Below are 20,085 nucleotides of genomic sequence, written 5' to 3' on the forward strand. Positions count from 1 at the left end.
CCTATGGCCAAAGTATTAATGATCACCGGTGCCTCAAGTGGCATTAGCAAGACCACCGCTATTACGGCAGCAAAACCACTGGGCATTTTTTAATGACCGGCTCGGCGGCAGGACGTACCACTATCAAGGGCTCCGTGTACGGTGCCACTAAGTGGTTTGTGCATGGGTTTGCGCAGAACCTAGCCGAAGAAATGAAAGAATGGGATGGCCGTTGCACCACCATTGCGCCAGGCATGGTCAACACGCCTTTCTTTGATGAACCAAAGCCTGACAAGCTTGATCCGCAAGATGTCGCTGACGCAGTGCTGTATGCGCTTGAAGCACATCCACGCAACTGCGTTCGCGAAATTTATTTGATGCCAGCGTATCGCAACTAGGCAAAAACTAAGCGCTTACCACTTGCTGGTCATAATGATCGAGCAGCAAAGTCTGGGCATGTACCAGCGGCTGCTCGGCATTGATGATTGCGTCTTGATGCTCCGCTAACAGGCGCATCATCACTTCGTTATCTTCTTCACCATGCCACATCTTGATGTAGGTGCCCTGCTTGTAACCGCGCTGTTGACGCAAATTATTGAGCGCATTTTTACCAATGTAGGTCAGATAAACCGTGTCGGCGTCGCCGTAGGCTTCGACCAACATCGACAACAACACATCGAAAAAGTTGGCACCACAAACAAGTGAGTGTTCACTATCACCATCTTTCGCTAGCGCACTGACAAGTTCTTTTCCGTCTTCCACATTACGTTGCTTCGCGAAGCTTTTGATAATCAGTTGCGCGACATGCTCGATTGCTGCTGTGGTGTCGACACGGTTGCGGCAAGCATGTTCAATCGCATCTGACATTGCAAAGTGCAAAATATCGATAAGCTCCATATTGGCTTGCGACCAATCTGCACTTTGCTTTTTCCACCATTTGTAAGCGGTATGCTCGAAATATTCGCCTAATTCCACCAAAATCGCTTTCACATCGTCGCGTTTGACTTTCGGTGCTGCTGGATAATCAGGGTCAATCACTTGGTTAAATGCAACTTGCATTGCAACCAGCTGGCGCGCTTGATTTGGCGTCATTGGGTTTTCCTTTTTATGTGCTTTTGCCTAGCGCAAAAATAACACAAATGGGCCGGTTAAAGCACCGGCAAATGTCCCGTTTTGACGTAAATGATGGTTTCTTGCTCGACATGTGGCGTATGTTTGCTGGCGTGGGGGCTACGCATCCACGTACCTTTGGGATAACGTCCATGCTCATCAATGAACTCACCACTGAGCACCAGAATTTCCTCGCCTGCATAGTGCCGATGAGGCTGAAACACTTCCCCAGCTGGCCACTTCACTAAAGCGACATGCTCAGTTTCAAAACTGTGTAGCGGCATCACTTGCAGTCCACCGTGACCCGGTAACCAACGTTGGGTATTGGTGTTGATACGCACGGTAGCGCGATCGGCTCGAGCGAATTGGTGCAACTTGACGAACAATGTACAACCTTGCTCGCTAAAGGGTGCATGGGCAGAACCTGGCGGATTCCGCAGGTAAGTACCGGCGGGGTAATCGCCAGTTTCATCTGAAAACACTCCGTCGAGCACGAAAATTTCTTCGCCCAACGGGTGTTCGTGGGTGTTAAAGCGTGAGCCAGCAGCGTAACGCACGATGCTTGTAGCGCGGCCACGCTCGGCTTCTTCCCGCTCGAGTAATTTACGTTCAATGCCTGCAGCGGGACTTGGCTGCCAATCAGATTTGGCCGATTCGATAACGACGCGTTGCGAGAAATCCATATTGAGCATGGAACTGCTTTCTCCTAAAAATTGTTAAGAAGTGCTGGATTTACCACAGGTATTGATACCCAACACTTTGTACAAACCACAAAATTTAAAGACCCCGGTCGCGACAACAATAGCGCCGGCGATCCACCATAAGTTACCGGCCGACAGGCTCCAAGCAATGAGCGCAACTCCGATGATAATGCGAATAATACGATCAATGGTTCCTACATTACCCATAACTTTCTCCTTTTAGCTGATGCTGAATTACTTACGACGAAAGATAGTTGATGGATCGCTAAAAAGACAGTTGTACCTATTGAAAACGGGATGAACTCCCTTATATTTAATTTAGTTATTGCTAAACCAGAGAGTCTTTATGAGTTCAACGATTGTTGCCTGCCCGCAGTGCCATAAGAAGAACCGCCTGCCTGTCGATAAGCCTCGTGCTGACGCTAAGTGCGGTGCGTGTGGAGCAAGTCTATTTAATGGCCAAGCGTTTGCCGTTAACGCCGATCAGTTTCGCCATCATCGGGATAGCGATTTACCTGTCGTGGTCGATTTTTGGGCGAGCTGGTGCGGCCCTTGCCAACAATTTGCGCCGATATTCAGTCAAACTGCAGCAAAATTTGCCGAACAAGCACGATTTGTGAAGGTCAGCACTGAAACAGAGCCGCATTTAGCACAACATTTCAATGTTCGCAGCATTCCGACCTTGATGGTGATGAAAAACGGACAAGAAATTGCACGAATAGCTGGAGCTTTGCCGCCCCAGCAATTCGAACAATGGTTAAAGCAGCACTTATAAGGTCAACAGATGATTGATCAACGCAAAGTAGCGCTGTGATTCATCTTGACTATGCGGAGCCGGTGCTTCGACCACGTAGCGACCGTTGACCACAACGGTCGGTACACTGCTGATATTTGCGCCACGCATGTCTTCTAAAACAACCCGCAACTTATCGGTCAGCGCTGGATCTTCATACGCCGCAGCAAAAGCGTCTTCAGCGATCCCATGTTCGGCCATAAAGCGATTCAAATCCGGCTGCGTTGGCAGACGCTCATGGTTTACCCGCACACCTTGATAAAACGCCAACAGCTCGTCATCGAGATTGGTTTCTGCAATCTCACGCAGTGCGAAAAACACTCGGGCATCCATCGCCCAACGTTCGTTGGCGGGTGCCGCACGTTTAATAACGGTCACGCTGGGGTGCTCAAGCGCATAGGCCACGATAGTTGGATTGAATTCTTGGCAATGCGGGCAGCCAGGCCAGAGAAACTCAATCACATAGCCGCCTTCACCGGCTTGCGGCTCAAATTCTGCCGGGGCGATTACCTGCTCCAACACCCGGTAATCTTTACCTTCAACAAAGCGCTCATCGACAGCGGCTTCGGGCTGCATGATCTTTTCGGCTGGTGTCGCTTCCGCACTTGATGGAGTCGACTCTTCCGTTGCCGGTTGGCACGCTGCAACGAGCAAACTTAACAGTAATATACTGATTAAACGCATGATGATTCCCTAACTAGAACAGATAGTTGTTATTTCAACGCACAATAGGCCAAAAGTCACGTTTTCGATGGTGACTTTTGGCACTAACAACATCAACTCGGGCTTCGTAAGCTGTGCCTATCTCATGTCACTAGAGCTTTGGAGAACCGTCATGGCGACTTTTTACTACGCATTATTCTACGTCCACATCACCGCTGGATTGATCGCAATGGTGCTTTTTTGGGTGCCATTAGCAGCACGCAAAGGCGGCTTCAACCATCGGCGCTTCGGTAGTTACTACCGTCAGTCGATGTATATCGTCGCCTACTGTGGAATAGTGATGTCAGTGTTAATGTTTACCGTGCCAACCTGGATTAAGCCGGAACTCGACAGCAGCTCCGCCCAGATCACCAGCATCCGCGTGTTCGCCACGCTGCTAGTGTTTTTGGGTTGGCTCACCTTATTCTCGGTCTATCACGGGCAAGTCTCGCTGCAAGCAAAGCAAAACCGCGCAGCCTATCGCACCCCGTGCTATCTAACCCTGTTAGCTGGAATGTTTATCTTGGGTCTCATTTGCCTTGCGGTCGGTATTCAGTTCAGCCACCCACTACTGCAAATATTCGGTGGCTTAGGCTTATTCTCATCAATTTCGACCTATCGACTCATCCGTAGAAAAGAAGTTTCGAACAAGCTCTGGCTCACCGAGCACCTCGGTGGCTATATCGGCTCTGGTATTGCCGCTTACACGGCCTTTCTGACCTTTGGTGCTCGCCATCTCATTCAACTTGACGGCTATTGGCAACTGACGTTTTGGGTGTTACCGGGCGTTATCGGTGGTATCTCAATTGCACTGCTGACGCGCAAGTATGGCGTGCAACCCAAGTTACCCACCTAAGGAAGCTGTTGCAGGAGGTGCGATCTACCGCTATCGTTAATTCACTTTAAGAAGTGGTGAAGGAAGCATAAATGAAGTCTATTGCGTGGCGTTTGCCGTTGGTCGTAAGTGCTTTGACGCTAAGCGCCTGCGGGCCGGTAACAGAGGATGCAGAAAGCGCGGCAGTTACCGAATATGAATGTGGTGCGCTGGCATTAACCACCGAACTCAACGGTGAAGAACTTGTCGTACAGTTTGCTGACCGCAGCTATAACTTTACGGCAACACCTGCGGCTTCGGGTGCGCGTTACGTCAACCAAGATTTGGGTGGGGAATTTTGGAACAAAGGTAACGAGGCGCAATTCAGCAGCGATCTGTTCACCCTACCCCTGTGTATTGAAAAAGGAACCCTACCGCAGGACCTGAATGCACGTGGTAACGAACCTTTTTGGCTGATCACTATCGACGGCGACCGAGCAACTCTGCGTAAACCCGATGACTCAGAGGAACTTACCGCCCGTGCGACAGATAATGTCGCACAAGGCTTCCAGCATCATCTTGAATTCTCCAATGGTGCGACATTAGATGTCGCACAAGAGATTTGTTATGACTCGATGAGTGGACAAAGCTATCCCTATCGTGTTGCGCTTACCGAAGGCGACTCGGTATTTGCGGGCTGTGCCGGAGATCCGCAACGCACACTTAGCGGCGCCAGCTGGCACCTGCAGCAAACAGCTACTGAACAGCCGGTGAGCATCACTTTCCATCCAGAGTCTAGAGTAAGTGGCTATGCCGGCTGTAATTACTTCACCGGCGGCTATACCGTCACCGGCGAAGGCTTATCCTTTGCACCAATGGCAATAACCAAACGCATGTGCGCACGTGAGGCCATGTCGATTGAACAAGAATTCCTGCAACAATTAACCAAAGTCAACGGCTTTCGCGTATTTGCAGATGCAACCATGCAACTGCGTCTCCCGAACGGAGAATTTATTGCTTTCACCCGTCAGGCCCTAGAACTTCCATCGAATGGTGAGTAACAACCAATGAAATTATATGAAACCAAAACCGCACCGAACCCACGTCGGGTCCGCATGTTTTTAGCCGAAAAAGGCTTGCTCGACCAAGTTGAGTGCGTCGAAATTGACTTACAAAAAGGCGAAAACCTCACTCCTGAATTTGCCGCCAAGAATCCAATGAAGAAAGTGCCAGTGCTGGAACTTGATGATGGTACTTGTATCGCCGAAACCATGGCAATTTGTCGCTATTTTGAAAGTGCTTATCCCGCTACGCCTAAACTGCTAGGTGACAACGCGGTTGAAGAAGCTGTAATTGAGCAATGGTCACGATGGTTGGATTACTACTTCTTTGTGCCATGTGGTATGGGCTTCCAGCATACCAGCGGGTTCTTTAAAGACCGCATGACACCAGTTAAAGAATGGGGCGAGCTCTGCGTCGCAGATACGCAAAAATTCATGCGTTTTCTCGATCAACACCTTGCCGACAAACAGTTCATTTGCTGCGACAAGCTTACCGCTGCTGACCTCACAGCCTTCGCAGTTGCCGCTTTTGCACGTGTCATTAAGCTTCGGGTTGACGATTCATTGCCCAATTTGCACGCTTGGTACCAGCGCATGCAGGCGCGTGAATCAGCACAAGTCTAAGGGGCGGCCGGCTGGGTGACATCGGTCAGATAAAGTAGCCCAGCCGTGTGCGGCAAATAGCGTAACGAAAACAAGATACGTTGGTGGCAAGGCTGTTGTTGCGCCATTGTCGCAGCTAGCTCCTCAGGCGTCGCTGCCCGCGCTTTGAACGGCTCAGTTGAAGTTTGTACAAAAGCTTCATTGATAAAGCTTATTTTGCAGTTGATCCGGTCAAAGTACGCTTTGCGTTCGCTGGCTGAGAGCGCTTGCGTACCGGCGCCATCTTGCAGCCATACTTGATAATCCAAAGCTTGCAGCTGTTCTACCCAATCCGCAAAGCTCCGCGGCGACATTTGCGCACTCATGAATAAGCTAATAGCGAGTGGAGCATCCCCCATACTGCGCCGAACTTTGCTTAAAAATTCATGCAGTTGCTCGCGCTGTTCCGGTTCCGAAAAATAGGCGTCACTGAGCTCGAGGGGGAGATACCAACCTAAGAACTGTGGGCGATGCTGCGCTATCCAGCTTTGCCAACGTGCCACGGGGCCGTTCATGCGCCGCAGATAACGGGCAAAAAACTGTGCCTGCGCTGCGGTACCCTTCGCCATTTCGGTAAAATAGTCAGGTTCACTATGCATGCCTAGCCATAATGGCATGTGCCGCTGCCACGCAGTTAACGCATCAACGAGCCAAGGTTGCGGTGTACTAAAATCGCTATCACCATACTGCACCCATTGCACAACACCAAAATCGATGTCCGTGGCAGCCACTTGTTCGAACAAGTACTGCCAACCATAGCTGCCAAGCTCGGCATCACGGTTCAGTGGCTGATACATTACGCCGAGCGGCGGTGTCTCGTCTGCCACCACAGGTTTTACTAACGCAGGCAAAACACCAACTACCAGACCTAGAAATAGAGCTCGAAGCGAATGAGGACCGCGTTGTCGCCATCTTCGGCGTAATCGCTGTTGACTACATGTTGCCATTCGAGACCAAGCTCCATCTGTAAGTTGTACCCGTTGTAATCCGATGCCCACCACTCTGACATCCAGCCGACACCTAAACCGGCACGGGTATCGCTCGCATCACCCAGAGCCGCGAGGTCTTTTGAGGTATCTGCCTGCAAGAAACCATAGCCGCGCAGGGTCTGCAAATGGGTCTGCGTGAGCGCGATCACTGGGCCTGACTCGATACGTCCAAAAAACGCATGTTGATCGTCTTCCGGGTAATAAATGCCATCCAGATAGAAAGTGTTATACCAGAAACGTTCTTGCTGCGGCTTCCACCATTTGCCTTGGCTCCATGGGCTAAGCAAATCAATCGAAGCACGCAGGTACGGCTTCAGCTCTTCATCACCATCGAGTTGCTGCCGCACACCAGCCGCAAATACGGTGTTCATTTTAAGTGTCGGCCGCCAAGTAACGCCTAGGTCGATTTCTTGAGTCTCAAAGAAGTCATCCTCACCGCCTTGCAACAGGCTTATTTGCGCCCCTAGCCCACCAATACCGCTCTGCTCTTCGGTAAAGGCATAAGCCGCTTGCAACTGCATAAAGTAGTCGCCTTGCGCATCGACCCCCTGGCCCACCGCAGCACGACTGCTATCACCGGCCCAACCGCTAAGGTTAAATGACCATTGACTTGAAACATCGCGATGCAGACGCTGAGCTTCCAGTAACTGTAGCTCGTCAGCATCAGGATCGTCGAGCATCTTGTCGATAGCAGCACGCACGTAGTGCTGTGTTTTTTCAGCGTCATTCGCATAGTCAAAAGCAAACGCAGCTTGGTGCAAGTGCTTCACTTGCGCAGTCGCTTCGTTGCCGCGCAACGCCGTCTCAAAGTATGGTGCCGACTCTACTGGATCGCGCTCATAGATCGTAAAAGCCAATTCAGCTTGGAACTGCTTGTTATCTGGGTAAGTCGCGACGGCTTCGCGATACAATGCTTCAAGCTGCTCCAACTGACCGCGTTTACGGTAAATGTAGGCGCGCTCTTCGACCAACAATGGCGAATCAAAACGTTGGTCCGCACGTTCAAGTAACAACAAGGTTTTGTCGTCGTCCTGTTGCGCTTGCGCAATATCGACACCCAACAGCCACCAATCGAGTTCTTGCTCTTGTCTTGCCGCCTGCCACGCAGTCTCGGCTTGCGCAAGATCGCCTAAATCGTACATCATGCGCGCAATAGCGATGTCGTCGGAACCCACACGTTCGCTCGCTGGAATTTGTTGCAGATAACCTACTGCCGCTTGGTCATCACCAACACGTTGTGCTAATGCCGCTAAGCTACGTAAGTCTCCTGCCGAAGGCTGTTCACCAATAGCCATTTGCAAGGCTGCATAGGCGGCTTCTGGGTCACGATCAATCAAACACTCCGCGCGGGTACGGATACCACGTTGTTGGCCGACATTTTCCAGTGCGGCAAGCGCTGCATCACAGTCCCCATGTAAGCGCCAAAGCTCAGCAACATCCACTGGATCTGCGTTATTCTCCGCTAGCAATTGAATGCGCTCAGCGCTAATCGCGTCTGGCTCACCGTACAAAATATTAATGTAGCGCGAGAGTAAAACTTTACCCGGCGCACTGGCCAAGTTGACTTCACCAAAGCCCTCGTGCAGCAAAGCTAAGGTCTGCGAAGATTCACCACGTTGCCACATCAAGTAAGTTGCTTTTTCTAACGCAGCTGGATCACGATAGCGCTGCCAAATTTCGCGCCAAACCGGTTCAGACTTCGCACCATCGCCGAGCCGATCGTAGGCCATCGCCAAGTAAGTTAACTCCGCCTCGTTGTCCGCTCGTCCGCTAAGCAATTCTACTTGGCGCTGCCACGCCTGTTGCTGATGATTGTGATTCATTAACAAGCGCACACGTTGTGCTTGCAGATCCGGGTTGGAAAACTCCGTGCGTTGCACCAGCTCGAACTGCTCCAGACGCTCTGCTAAAGTCAGCCAAACCGCCGCATTTTCGCGCACCGAACAATTCACAAAGCGCTGTTCGGCAGCAGCGCGATTATCCATTCGCAACAACAGCTGGACTTGCTCTAGACAGCTGGTTTGCGCTTCATCAGCGAGCGCCATGGCTGCCTCCAGCTCACCTTCCGTTTCCAACACGAAGTAATATTGCTTCGCGTCTGCAGACGACAAGTGTTCATGCTGTTGCAGCCAAGCAAAATATTTACTCGCAGACGCGTTATCATCGCGACCTAATGCTTGGTAGGCGAGCTCGCGAATGACGCCGCCCGCGGCTTCTGGATAACGCTGCGCTAAGCGAAAAGCGCCAGCTTCATCGTTAGCCTCTACTAGCACATAGCCGAACTCAGCAATTTGCTCTGAGCTCAGTTCAGCATGGCTAGCATAGGCGGCAAACTGCTCTGCCGCCGCTTTGAATTCACCGACATCAGCTGCTACTCGCGCGGCAGTTAAATGTAATTCCGGTGTGTACAACTCTACCGGTAGCGCCGCCAGCCATTGCCATGCTGCTTGCTTGGACTGGCTTTGTTCTAATTGATAGAGGCTCTGTTCGATTAATTCTTGCTGCTGCGCGGCCGGCACACCTTGCAATAGGGTAAGCATCGATGTTGCTGCTGGCACTTCGCGCGCAATCGCTTTGCGTAACATACGCTGATGCAGATTCGCCTTGCGCTCAAGGGGGATCCCTTGCAAGTAGATCTGTGCTCGCGCTAAATCTTCACCCGCAAGCGCGAGTTCAAATGCATACTCATAAAAGGCGACGTGCTCTGGTGCAATTTTAATCGCGATATCAAGTTCCTTTAATGCCGCTTGATATTGTTCCTCTTGCTGCAAGCGATAGGCTTTATCGACATAGGGATAGGTCCGAAATTCCTCGTAGTCGGATAAACCATTGAATATGGAATCGCCGATAGCTTGCGGTGCAAGTGCTGTCGCCGCAGCGATAAACCCTAAAATACGCATGTGATACCCGGTTGCCCTGCAACCGCCTCTGCTAATAATTCTTTCATTTCGATCTGGTGACGCTTTTGATAAGCCGAAGCTTCATCGCGCTGTGCATCAGAAATAATACCTTCGCTGACCAAGTAATCACCCAATCGCACTTCGCTACGACGGTCGTATGCCATCATTACCTGTGCCATCACCGCCGGATCAATGACGTGTGATTGCACTAGCGCAGTACCAAAGGGTAACTGGCGAATGAAGTAGGCGTCGCGCATCAGTCTGATGTCACTTTCTTGCAAAGTTCCACCCTCTTGGGCCTGTTGTAGGTAAGGCGTCGGGTCAGCTTCTTTGTCGTTCATATACCAATACCGCAGACCGAGTGTGACTGCACCTTGGGTGGTCACACAGCCGCGCACTGGACGCTTCAATCGACGACTAATCGCGGCTTCAGCAACCGGACTCAAAGCGTATTCACGGCCAACAATGAGTGTTTTGCCATCTTCAGCTAACGGAATAATCGAGTATTTGAAGGCTAGTTCCGCGGGTAAGGTCGCAATCAACAGCGGATCCAGCGTAAACGGATCACAGGCTTGAAAAGAACTATACTCTTGCTCGGCAATCGCTTCACTCAGCTCGTCGAGCGTAACGAAACCTGCGGTTACCAAATACACACCTAAGCGAATTCCCGCTGGACGCTCCAATAATGCCCGCTCAAGCTCTGTTTCGGATAGCTTACCATTGGTGATAAGAATACCACCTAATGGCTGTTTACGCGGCGGCGCCACCACTGGAAATACATGTGAGGTTTTATCCCAGGCGACTTTGCGTGGATCACCATGTTGAATCACCTGTTTCAAGGCGCGCAGACTCGCTACGAAGTTAATCAAGGTGCCCCAGAAAATGCGCACGATCGACATAAAGCCTTGGAACCAACCATAATATTGCTTAGCGAAATAAAAGCGATGAACTAAGCGATTGACCAAAAAGAACAAGTTAGCCATGAGTAAAAATACGATCAACGGCTCATCATCGAACACCGATAACACCCGGTAGGTGCTCGGTGAAACTTTTTCGACAACCCAAATAATGAATAACTGAATAAACAACGCCATTGCGATGAAACTGATGACGTTGGCAAAGGCACCGCGCCGATCGCGCCACAGAAAGTAATTAATCTTCCAATCTTTAGTCCATTTCAGCTTACGAGAGCCTTGAAAGATAATGCCGATAATCCAACGGGTCTTTTGTCGCACTGAAGCTTTGTAGCTGGTTGGAAAGTACTCTCGCACGCATACCACATTACCATCCCGCTTGCTCACCCCAGCACTGCGTTCACGCAGCTGTGCTTGCTCCATTTTCACCGGATAGCGCACAAAAATTTCTTCCATACCCCAACTCTTCAAGCGAAAACCGATGTCATAGTCCTCGGTCAACGAGCGCACATCAAAAGGTAAGCCATCACCTTCTTTAAGGAGTTTTAAAATCGCGCGACGACTAAAGCAGGTGCCGACCCCCGCACTTGGCACTTGGCCAGCGAGAGATTCACGCACCACGATATCTTTGCCGTGGAGTTCCGCGAATTCATCTAAATAATGGGCGGCAGTAAAATTGTACCAATGCTGCGGAAACGGATAGACCGGCAACTGAATCATGTCTTTGCGGCCAACTAAAAAGTTGAACAAGCGCAATTCCATACTTGAAATAACGTCTTCGGCGTCGTGCAAAATATAGCCGGCGAATTCAATTTTAGTTTTCTTCTCAAATTCGACAATAGAAGCAATGATGTTATTTAAACAGTCGGCTTTACTAGTGGGTCCTGGCTCGGCACAAATGACTTTGTGGACGTTGGGATAATGCTCAACCACATGGTCTACTTCTGCTTGGGTTTCGGGGTCATTTGGATAGGTACCAATGAAAATCTGATAATTCTCATAATCCAAAGAGGCAGCAGCGTTTGCCGCCATCTTATCGACCACCCCCACTTCCTGCCAAGCAGGCACCATGATAGCAAGTGGCTTTTCTGGTTCGTTCAGAAGCTTATCGGGATCAGCGTAATCATATTTCCGATACACCGTCAGCTTGCGATAAACCCGCCGGATCCAGTAATAGAAATCGATAAACAAGTCGTCGAGACCGAATAGAAACAGCACGACCATGACGAAGATGGCTAACCATTTCAATCCATAGAGGTACAAGACGAAGACGTCAAACCAAGTCATACACAGCCTATGTCATCTCAAAGTTGAAAATATTGTTGCAAAGTTGCAAATAAAGAATAGGAATAGTCGAGCTGACTATCCCTGTCAAATGCAATGGTGTTTTGACTAAGTTTAGATGATCTTTAACAATTGACTATCTGTTGAACCGCATATTTATGAAAAATGTTCTATAACATTTTTTCTAATTGGGTAAAGTCGACATCAGGAAGTTCTTGAAAGCCTGGATAAGCAAATAGGTAACCTTGCACGAAATTTACTCCCAAGCCCACCAGTGTTTTGAGTTCGGCAATGGTTTCGATGCCTTCCGCAAGGATTCGTGTGCCTTGTAACTCACATTGTGCAATGACTTGCTTGACTTCAACTTGTCGCTTTTCATCTTGATCAATATCGATGATTAAACTGCGATCGAGTTTGAGGATATGCGGGCGTAACTCTACCAGCCATTCATGGCTAGCATAACCCGAACCGTAGTCATCGATGGCAGTCTGAAAACCGCGCGCGGCATAGCTCGAGAAAATGCGTTGTAAGTGCGACTTACTAATGATTTCCTCGCCTTCGGTGACCTCGAAAACTAATTTGTTTAGATCGAAGTCGTATAAGTCTGCGGCTTCTATAGTGGCCTTGATGCACGTCTCAGGGTTGTAGACAGCATTAGGTAGAAAGTTGATGTGCAGGTAATTTTTGCAGCCTAACTTCGCTGCCCATTCGATTGCCTTTACCCGGCAGGCTTGGTCAAAGTAATAACGATTGTCATGGTTCACTTGATCGAAGACCCAACCAGCGCTTTCGCCATTGGAGCCACGCACAAGTGCTTCAAAAGCACAAATACGCCGTTGTCGCCAATCGACGATAGGTTGAAATGCCATACTGATCTTAAAGCCAAGATCTTTGCCGGCAAGGCAGTCACGGCAGGTTTGCTGACGAATTGATGCTGGTATTGTCATTTATTGTCTTTATAAGTTGAGCAACCACAACAAACTACCCGTTGCGATGAAAAACCACAGAATTAGCGCCAACAACATTGGCTTGAGTCCTGCGGCACGAACTCTTTTTAACGTTAAACTCAGTCCAATTAGAAACAAACAAAAAACCAGTAAGCGTTTGCCGAGCTCAAATAAGGTGCTAAAAATTGAACTTGTCTCATTAAAGTAACTGGCAATCACCGCTGTTGCAACAAATCCTACAATAAACCAAGGAACACTCACACGCACAGGTTTCTGTTGCTGCGCAGAACGCTGATACCACCATGCTGAAATCAGCACCAGCGGGATAATCCATAGCGCCCGCGCTAATTTGGTCGTCGTCGCGATTTGTAGCGCTTCATCGCCAAAGGCTTCGGCGGCACCTACGACAGATGACGTATCGTGAATCGCAATCGCCGCCCATAAGCCGAACGTCTGCTGGTCCAAATCAAGTAATCTACCGATCAATGGAAAGACGAGAAGAGCAACCGAGTTAAGAATAAACACTACAGCTAAAGCGAGCGCCATTTGGTCACTGCGTGCGCGTATCGCTGGTCCGACCGCAGCAATGGCACTGCCGCCACAAATTGCCGTACCTGTACCAATCAAGTGTGCAGTACTAAGCTCCAGGCGCATCGCTTTCGCTAGCAATAACGCCAAAACAAGCGTGGCGACCATAGAAATCACCATCAACCCTAATGCAGCACCGGTGACCTGCATAGCACTCGGCAGATGCACGCCAAAGCCTAATAAGACAATAGCGACGCCCAGTAGACGTTTTGCCCACTGTGCTGGATTGAAGTGCTTGGGAGATAACCCAAATCCTGCGCCAATAAAACCAAGAAGCAGCGCATAAGGCGAGCTAAGCACTCCAACCCCAGCAATGATAGCAATCGCACTGACGTACAATTTAGCGAGCATAGAGCCCTTAAAGCTGATTAATAGGTAGCTTTAAGTATACTTTACCTTTGTCATCTGCGGGCGGCATTTCACCAGCACGAATATTTACTTGAATCGAAGGTAAGATCAGCCGCGGCATTTCTAGTGTAGCGTCGCGTTCTTCACGCATTTTCACAAACTCTTGCTCGCTCACGCCATCACGCACATGTTTGCTGTGCGCCTTTTGCTCGGCAACGGTGGTCTTATGCTGATAATCACGACCTTCAGGCGGATAATCATGACACATATACAATTCGGTGCTGTCCGGCATCGCTAACAACTGCTGGATAGAACGGTACAAAGTCGTCGCACTGCCACCAGGGAAGTCACAACGCGCGGTGCCAACATCCGGCATAAACAAAGTGTCGCCAACGAACACTTTCTGCTCATCGAGCACGTATACCATATCCGCCGGGGTGTGACCCGGAGAATGCAGTGCACGAAAGTGTAAACTGCCAACCGTGAAGGTTTCACCATCGGCAAACAAATGATCGAATTGCTGACCGTCTGGCAGAAACTCTTTCTCTAGGTTGAATACGTCTTTGAAGATTTGCTGTACTTCACAAATCTTATTACCAATGGCAATCTTGCCACCCACATGTTGCTTGACAAAAGGTGCCGCCGAGAGATGGTCGGCATGCGCGTGCGTTTCTAAAATCCACTCGACTTGCAAGTCATGGGCTTTCACAAAGTCGACTAGGCGTTGCGGACCATGAGTTGCAGTGCGGCCTGATTTGTAATCGAAATCGAGTACCGGATCGATGATGACCGCTTTTTTGCTACTGGGATCTTCCACGACATAGCTGAAAGTTTCGCTGTCAGGGTCCAAAAACGGCGTGATTTGAGCTTGGCTTGTTGCATTCATTGCCATTTCTCCTACTTGATTATGCAAATTATTAAATTAGACACTTCTAAAATACGTTATTCGGTACAAGAGTTAAACTGGATCACAACACCTTCTGCGTATAAAATTGCGCCTTTCTGTTTACAAATGAGAGTTCACTATGGGTCGCGCGTATCAAAACCGCAAAGAGTCGATCGCAAAAACAGCGGCGGCAAAAAGTAAAGTGTACAGCAAATACGGTCGTCAAATTTACGTGGTAGCGAAACAGGGTGGTGTTGACCCCGACGCGAATCTGCAATTACGTGGCCTTATCGACAGCGCAAAGAAAGACCAAGTTCCGGCGCACGTCATTGAAAAAGCCATCGACAAAGCGAAAGGTGGCGCGGGCGAAGATTACGCACCTGCGGTGTACGAAGGTTTTGGTCCCGGCAACTGTATGGTGATGGTCGAGTGTTTGACCGACAACCCTGCACGGACCTTCGGTGAAGTTCGCAACTGTTTCACGAAAACCAAGTCGAAAATTGGTGCCCCTGGTAGCGTTGCGCACATGTTCGATCATTGTGCCATTATCGCTTTCGCCGGCGACGACGAAGACGCGGTACTAGAAGCACTCATGATGGCCGACGTCGATGTTTCTGATATTGAAGTTGAAGACGGTAAGTTGACAGTTTTTGCGCCACATACCGAATCACATAAAGCCAAAGTGGCGTTGCAAGAAGCCTTCGAAGGCATCGAGTTTGAGGTAGACGAAGTCCAGTATTTACCACAGATCATGACGACCATTGGTGGCGACGACGTAGCAATGATGGAAAAGTTTCTCGATATGCTCAACGACTGTGACGACGTGCAAAACGTTTATCACAACGCAGAATGGTAGAAACGCGGAAAAAAATCCGCGGTAATGTTAACGACTAGCATTACCGCGGATGCCTGTTCGGCCCGTACCAGAAGTACGGGCTACGATTAGTTTTCTTCTTCTAGTAAATCCAGAATGAACGCGTATTCTTCAGCAACTTCCTTGAGTCGTGAGAAGCGCCCTGACGCGCCGCCATGCCCAGCTTCCATATTGGTACGGAACATTAACGGATTGTCTCCGGTTTGCGTGTAGCGTAGTTTCGCGACCCACTTCGCAGGTTCAAAATACTGCACCTGCGAATCATGCAGACCTGTAGTCACGAGCATTGCCGGATACTCTTTTGCTTCAACGTGGTCATACGGCGAATAAGAAAGCATGTATTCATAACTTTCCTTGTTTTTCGGGTTGCCCCACTCGTCAAACTCGTTGGTGGTCAACGGAATACTCTCGTCTAGCATGGTGGTGACCACATCCACAAATGGAACATGAGCAACAAGGCCACGATACTTTTCAGGCGCTAAGTTTGCCACTGCACCCATCAACAAACCACCGGCACTACCACCCATACCAAAGACCTTATCAGGATGGGCATATTGTTCGGCAACTAGGTGGTCAGTCACATCTACGTAGTCAGTAAAAGTGTTTTTCTTATTAAACATTTTACCGTCTTCGTACCACTGCCGCCCCATCTCTTGGCCACCACGAATGTGCGCAATGGCATAAACGAAACCGCGGTCAACAAGTGAAAACACGCTTTGGCGGAACCAAGGCTCAGAGGTAGAGCCGTAAGAGCCATAAGCGTACTGGTAAAGTGGCGCTGTACCATCTTGTTTGAAGTCCTTCTTATACAGCAACGATACTGGAATTTGCGTACCATCATCAGCCGTTGCCCAGGTACGAGATGTCGCATATTGCGTCGCATCGTAGTTCGGTACTTCGGTTTCTTTGAGGACTTCACGTTTTTGGCTTGCCATATCAAACGCGTAGGTGACGGTTGGCGTTACCAATGACGTATAGTTGTAACGCAACTCGCTGGTATCCTGCTCAACATTAGTGGCAAATGTCATCACGTAGGTTGCTTCATCGGCACTGATGACATAGCTGGTGTCGGGCTCCGCCCAAGGCACCACACGAATTTGACGCAAGCCCTCACGACGTTGATTAAGCGCTAAATAATCTTTGAACACCGAAATATTGTGAATGAATACAGCTTCATCATGGGCGACCAAAGGTTCCCAATTCGCTTTATCACCAATTTTGTCGGCCTCGACTTGCATCACTTGGAAGTTCGGCGCATTCAGGTCAGTCAGAATAATCCAACGGCCATCAATGTGATCAGCAGAGTATTTGAAGTCACGCTCACGTGGCGCTAACACCTGAAACTCTCCATCTGGAGTGTCAGCATCGAGTACATGCATTTCGTCAGATACCGTCGCATCTAAGTTGATAACGACATATTCACCATCGGTGGTGTTATCGACCCACATATAAAAGGTATTGTCTTGCTCTTCGTAGACAACTTCGACGCTATCTGCTGGTGACCCCAACTGATATTTCATCACGCGTTTCGATAACAAGGTTTGCGGATCGTTCTCAATCACAAACAAGGTTTCGTTATCTTTGGCCCAAGCAATCGCCGCTGAGATTCCTGTAATGCCAGTCGCAGCAACTTCGCCAGTGGTCAGGTCTTTGACTTGCAGTTCGTACTGGCGACGGCCCATGTCATCAACTACAAAGGCGACTTTATTCTGGTCTGGACTGACTTGCAGATTCGAGACCTGCATAAATGGTTTGCCTTCGGCCAGCTCGTTCACGTCAAGAATCGTTTCAGCGTCGCCGCCATCAACAGGCGTTCGGGTGTAGATCGGATACTCTTTTCCCGTCTCGTAGACTGTTTGGTACATGTAGTCACCGCGACGATAAGGAACACTACTATCGTCTTGCTTCACACGAGCCAAAATTTCCTGTTCAATTTCATCAGTAACAGCCTGATAGTCGGCGCGATAGGCATCGTAATAATCATTTTCAGCCTCTAGATACGCTAAAACTTCAGGATCTTTGCGCTCATCATCACGCAGCCAATAATAATAGTCGACGCGTTCTCCGTGCGGTGACACAACAGTATAGGGTTCACGCTTAGCAACTGGCGCGTCGCTTTGCGAGACGTCCGATGGGGTTGTTTCTGGTGCCGGCTGACACGCTGATAATGCAAAGAAAGCAAGTGCCGTTAGTGCATATTTTGAAAGAGGCTTGGTCAAATACATGGTCTTTACCCTGTTAGAGTTAGTATGCCATCAAACTGTTGATGATTTTGTGAGCCTGGTCAAGCGCTTTAGCCGCTAAGATCCAACGACACGCCGCGCCAACCTTTATTTTGATTTTTTTATAACATACAAACATGCCATGAATTATATTAAGCATTCACCGAAATTAGTTGCACTGCTCCGACCACAAAGGTAAGTTATTGCATAATTTTTAGACGCGAAGGACTTCTGTGCGCCCATTCACAGCTACCTCTATCATGTTCACTGTACTCAGCTATTTCCTAGTGGTAGCTGATGCTGCGCATGCCTCACTCTGGCAACAAGAAGTGCTGGTGCAAAGTGACGAAAACAAGGCGCCTGTTCTAGATGCGAGTGTCGAGCAGCAACTCGACACTATGCTCAATAACAATTTGTCAGAAGAAGAAATGCGTACACAAATGCTGGCGCTTAAGCAAACCGTTGATGCGCAAACACCGGCAATGTCGCGCGTCCGTCTGATGTCCTACATCGCGCTATCAAATGCCTATTTAGGCGATATCGATCTGGCTTATCAACAACTCGAAGAGGCACAGCAACTGGCAATCACCAGCGCGTTACCAGATGCTATTGCGGAAGCGGCTGGTACGCGGATACTCATTAAGACAGTTGAAAACAAATTAACTGAAGCCTACACCTTGTTGAACACCGCTATTGTGCCATTGGAAAAAGCACAATTGCCGCGGGTGCGTTATTTCGTACACAACCTCATCGCCAGTGTTTATACCGCCAAAAACCAGCCTGAACGGGCATTTGAGCACCTTATAGCAGCCGCTCAAGCCGTCGATGAGACCAATGATGAACGAACTCAGGTTCGCCGTACCCATTTAAGTCTGCGTGTTGCCGCCATTGATGCGCAACAACGCCGCTACGATCAAGCTATAGCACGTTTAGATGAAGCTACTGAAGCAGTCCAGCAAGCGGGCTTAGAAGCCATGTTTATGCCGGAAATCGAATTTCAACGTGCCTATGTCTATTCGATGATGGAAGAATACGATCGCGCATTCGAAATCTATACAGCCTTAGAGAGTAAGATCAACGACGATCCCCAATGGTCTGCCCTAGAGTCTACGGTATTGAATAATTTGGGTGATTTGGCGATCCGTACCGAGCGTTTTGAGTCTGGCATTCAAATTCTGCAGCAGGCATTAACTGTGGCCGAGGCACAGAATAACGTCATTTCTGAACAAATGATTCGCTTCAATTTGGGCTTTATTCAAGTTCATCTCGCCAACTTCGATGAAGGCTTGAATGCCATGCAAAGTGTTGTCGAGCAGGCCAGCGAAACCTGGTTAGACAGCGAATTTGAACCTTTGCTTGGTGAGTTTGCCGAAGCGCTGACAATGGCGGGACGCCATCAACAAGCAAATGAAGTATTACTTAAGCAGCGTGCGCTGCGCGAAGAAATATTTAATACCAACTTACAAAAAAACGTTACCGAACTACAAAATTTGTATGACTCGCAAGATAAGGCGCAACAGATTGAGCTACTTGAGCAACAAAACGACCTAAACGCACAACTGCTTGAAAACGAGCGCCAGCGTCAGCTTATTTTGATTCTTGGTGCGGTCGTTGCCCTACTACTCTCAGTGCTCGCGTTTTATTTATATCGTGCGGCAAAACGCTCCAATTTAGCGCTACAAAGCGCTAACGCTCAACTTGCCGACCAATCTATTCGTGATCCGCTCACGGGGCTCCTCAATCGTCGCGCGATGCAACAAGAACTGCAACGCCAAGAGGCGCACCCTAAAGAGCGTTCCGATGCCATGGTGCTGATTGATATCGACCACTTCAAACGCATCAATGATCATCACGGCCATGCCGCCGGCGATGAAGTCATCAAAGCCGTTGCCGATCGTTTACTTGCTATCTGTCGTGATAACGACAAGGTCATTCGTTGGGGTGGTGAGGAGTTCTTGATTTATTTAACTGACACCAGTCATGATGCACTCCCCCGTTTTGTCTTGCGTTTGCTGCAGCAAATTGCCAATGAGCCGGTAACAACCGAGCATGGTAAGCAAATTCACATCACTTGTACGGCTGGTTTTATAAGTTATCCGTTTGCCGACCTTAATCAGCAACAGATGGATTGGGAAGCGACGCTTCAGTTAGTCGATAAAGCCCTTTACGCAGGCAAAGTTCATGGTCGCAATCAGGCTTGGGGCATTGTCAGCTTGAACGTCCCTTTTGAGCAGGCGCACAAAGTCCTTGATACGGATTTAGCCCGCGCCATAGAAGATAACTATGTGTCAGCGGTAACCTTGCACGGTCCGCAGCGCGCATAAAAAAGCC

Annotated in this window: 17 protein-coding genes and 1 pseudogene; 7 read left to right on the forward strand and 11 right to left on the reverse strand. The window is 49.2% G+C overall.

The window, feature by feature from the left end; genetic code table 11:
- Nucleotides 1-71 precede the first annotated feature (71 nt).
- Nucleotides 72-377, forward strand: a pseudogene (locus ACJ8W9_RS08870) (SDR family oxidoreductase); the annotation flags it as partial.
- A 7-nt stretch (nt 378-384) separates the two neighbouring features.
- Here the strand turns inward: ACJ8W9_RS08870 and ACJ8W9_RS08875 are convergent.
- The 3 genes from ACJ8W9_RS08875 to ACJ8W9_RS08885 are packed head-to-tail and all read right to left on the reverse strand — an operon-like array spanning nt 385 to nt 1,997.
- Nucleotides 385-1,071: a dUTP diphosphatase gene (locus ACJ8W9_RS08875; protein ID WP_411359776.1), complete on the reverse strand. Its 687-nt coding sequence runs from the start codon at nt 1,069-1,071 to the stop codon at nt 385-387.
- A gap of 56 nt (nt 1,072-1,127) precedes the next feature.
- Nucleotides 1,128-1,781 carry a cupin domain-containing protein gene (locus ACJ8W9_RS08880; RefSeq protein ID WP_411360884.1) on the reverse strand — a complete coding sequence of 218 codons (654 nt, stop codon included), beginning with the start codon at nt 1,779-1,781 and terminating at the stop codon, nt 1,128-1,130.
- A 24-nt stretch (nt 1,782-1,805) separates the two neighbouring features.
- Entirely contained in the window at nt 1,806-1,997 is a 192-nt protein-coding gene (locus ACJ8W9_RS08885; RefSeq protein WP_411359774.1) for a DUF2892 domain-containing protein, read from the reverse strand.
- A 139-nt stretch (nt 1,998-2,136) separates the two neighbouring features.
- Here ACJ8W9_RS08885 and trxC point away from each other — a divergent pair, with 139 nt between their 5' ends.
- Entirely contained in the window at nt 2,137-2,565 is a 429-nt protein-coding gene (gene trxC, locus ACJ8W9_RS08890; RefSeq protein WP_411360885.1) for a thioredoxin TrxC, read from the forward strand.
- On the opposite strand, the gene ACJ8W9_RS08895 is transcribed toward trxC, so the two are convergent.
- Nucleotides 2,560-3,267, reverse strand: coding sequence for a thioredoxin domain-containing protein (locus ACJ8W9_RS08895; protein ID WP_411360886.1), 708 nt, complete (start codon nt 3,265-3,267; stop codon nt 2,560-2,562). The genes trxC and ACJ8W9_RS08895 overlap by 6 nt on opposite strands.
- 151 nt (nt 3,268-3,418) lie before the next feature.
- Here ACJ8W9_RS08895 and ACJ8W9_RS08900 point away from each other — a divergent pair, with 151 nt between their 5' ends.
- The 3 genes from ACJ8W9_RS08900 (at nt 3,419) to ACJ8W9_RS08910 (ending at nt 5,784) form a co-directional block, all read left to right on the forward strand.
- Nucleotides 3,419-4,141 carry a hypothetical protein gene (locus ACJ8W9_RS08900; RefSeq protein ID WP_411359771.1) on the forward strand — a complete coding sequence of 241 codons (723 nt, stop codon included), beginning with the start codon at nt 3,419-3,421 and terminating at the stop codon, nt 4,139-4,141.
- A 71-nt stretch (nt 4,142-4,212) separates the two neighbouring features.
- A complete protein-coding gene (locus ACJ8W9_RS08905) occupies nt 4,213-5,160 on the forward strand; it encodes an META domain-containing protein (RefSeq protein WP_411360887.1) in 948 nt (315 codons plus the stop codon).
- A 6-nt stretch (nt 5,161-5,166) separates the two neighbouring features.
- Complete coding sequence (locus ACJ8W9_RS08910; RefSeq protein WP_034733439.1) at nt 5,167-5,784, forward strand: glutathione S-transferase family protein; 618 nt, start codon at nt 5,167-5,169, stop codon at nt 5,782-5,784.
- Here the strand turns inward: ACJ8W9_RS08910 and ACJ8W9_RS08915 are convergent.
- From ACJ8W9_RS08915 to ACJ8W9_RS08940, 6 genes are all read right to left on the reverse strand, one after another.
- The gene (locus tag ACJ8W9_RS08915) at nt 5,781-6,653 is read right to left on the reverse strand and encodes a DUF4434 domain-containing protein (protein ID WP_411360888.1); all 873 of its coding nucleotides are present in this window, start codon (nt 6,651-6,653) and stop codon (nt 5,781-5,783) included. The two genes, ACJ8W9_RS08910 and ACJ8W9_RS08915, sit on opposite strands and share 4 nt — an antisense overlap.
- A gap of 17 nt (nt 6,654-6,670) precedes the next feature.
- The gene (locus ACJ8W9_RS08920; RefSeq protein WP_411360889.1) at nt 6,671-9,691 is read right to left on the reverse strand and encodes an NfrA family protein; all 3,021 of its coding nucleotides are present in this window, start codon (nt 9,689-9,691) and stop codon (nt 6,671-6,673) included.
- Entirely contained in the window at nt 9,679-11,892 is a 2,214-nt protein-coding gene (locus ACJ8W9_RS08925; RefSeq protein WP_411359767.1) for a glycosyl transferase family protein, read from the reverse strand. Before ACJ8W9_RS08925 ends, ACJ8W9_RS08920 begins: the two co-directional genes overlap by 13 nt.
- 167 nt (nt 11,893-12,059) lie before the next feature.
- On the reverse strand, nt 12,060-12,836 hold the full coding sequence (locus ACJ8W9_RS08930) for an EAL domain-containing protein (protein ID WP_411359766.1): 777 nt from the start codon (nt 12,834-12,836) through the stop codon (nt 12,060-12,062).
- Nucleotides 12,837-12,845: 9 nt separating this feature from the next.
- Nucleotides 12,846-13,775, reverse strand: coding sequence for a YeiH family protein (locus ACJ8W9_RS08935; protein ID WP_411360890.1), 930 nt, complete (start codon nt 13,773-13,775; stop codon nt 12,846-12,848).
- A 7-nt stretch (nt 13,776-13,782) separates the two neighbouring features.
- Nucleotides 13,783-14,658 carry an MBL fold metallo-hydrolase gene (locus tag ACJ8W9_RS08940; protein ID WP_411359764.1) on the reverse strand — a complete coding sequence of 292 codons (876 nt, stop codon included), beginning with the start codon at nt 14,656-14,658 and terminating at the stop codon, nt 13,783-13,785.
- A 139-nt stretch (nt 14,659-14,797) separates the two neighbouring features.
- Between ACJ8W9_RS08940 and ACJ8W9_RS08945 the strand changes: the two genes are divergently transcribed.
- Entirely contained in the window at nt 14,798-15,514 is a 717-nt protein-coding gene (locus tag ACJ8W9_RS08945) for a YebC/PmpR family DNA-binding transcriptional regulator (RefSeq protein ID WP_411359763.1), read from the forward strand.
- An 86-nt stretch (nt 15,515-15,600) separates the two neighbouring features.
- Here ACJ8W9_RS08945 and ACJ8W9_RS08950 read toward each other — a convergent pair whose 3' ends face one another.
- Nucleotides 15,601-17,757 (reverse strand): S9 family peptidase, encoded by a 2,157-nt coding sequence (locus ACJ8W9_RS08950; RefSeq protein ID WP_411359762.1) that lies wholly within the window; start codon nt 17,755-17,757, stop codon nt 15,601-15,603.
- A gap of 230 nt (nt 17,758-17,987) precedes the next feature.
- Here ACJ8W9_RS08950 and ACJ8W9_RS08955 point away from each other — a divergent pair, with 230 nt between their 5' ends.
- A complete protein-coding gene (locus tag ACJ8W9_RS08955; RefSeq protein ID WP_411359761.1) occupies nt 17,988-20,078 on the forward strand; it encodes a diguanylate cyclase domain-containing protein in 2,091 nt (696 codons plus the stop codon).
- Nucleotides 20,079-20,085: the final 7 nt, after the last annotated feature.

Origin of the sequence: Pseudidiomarina salilacus (genome assembly GCF_047323925.1) — a bacterium.
Lineage (GTDB): Bacteria > Pseudomonadota > Gammaproteobacteria > Enterobacterales > Alteromonadaceae > Pseudidiomarina > Pseudidiomarina salilacus.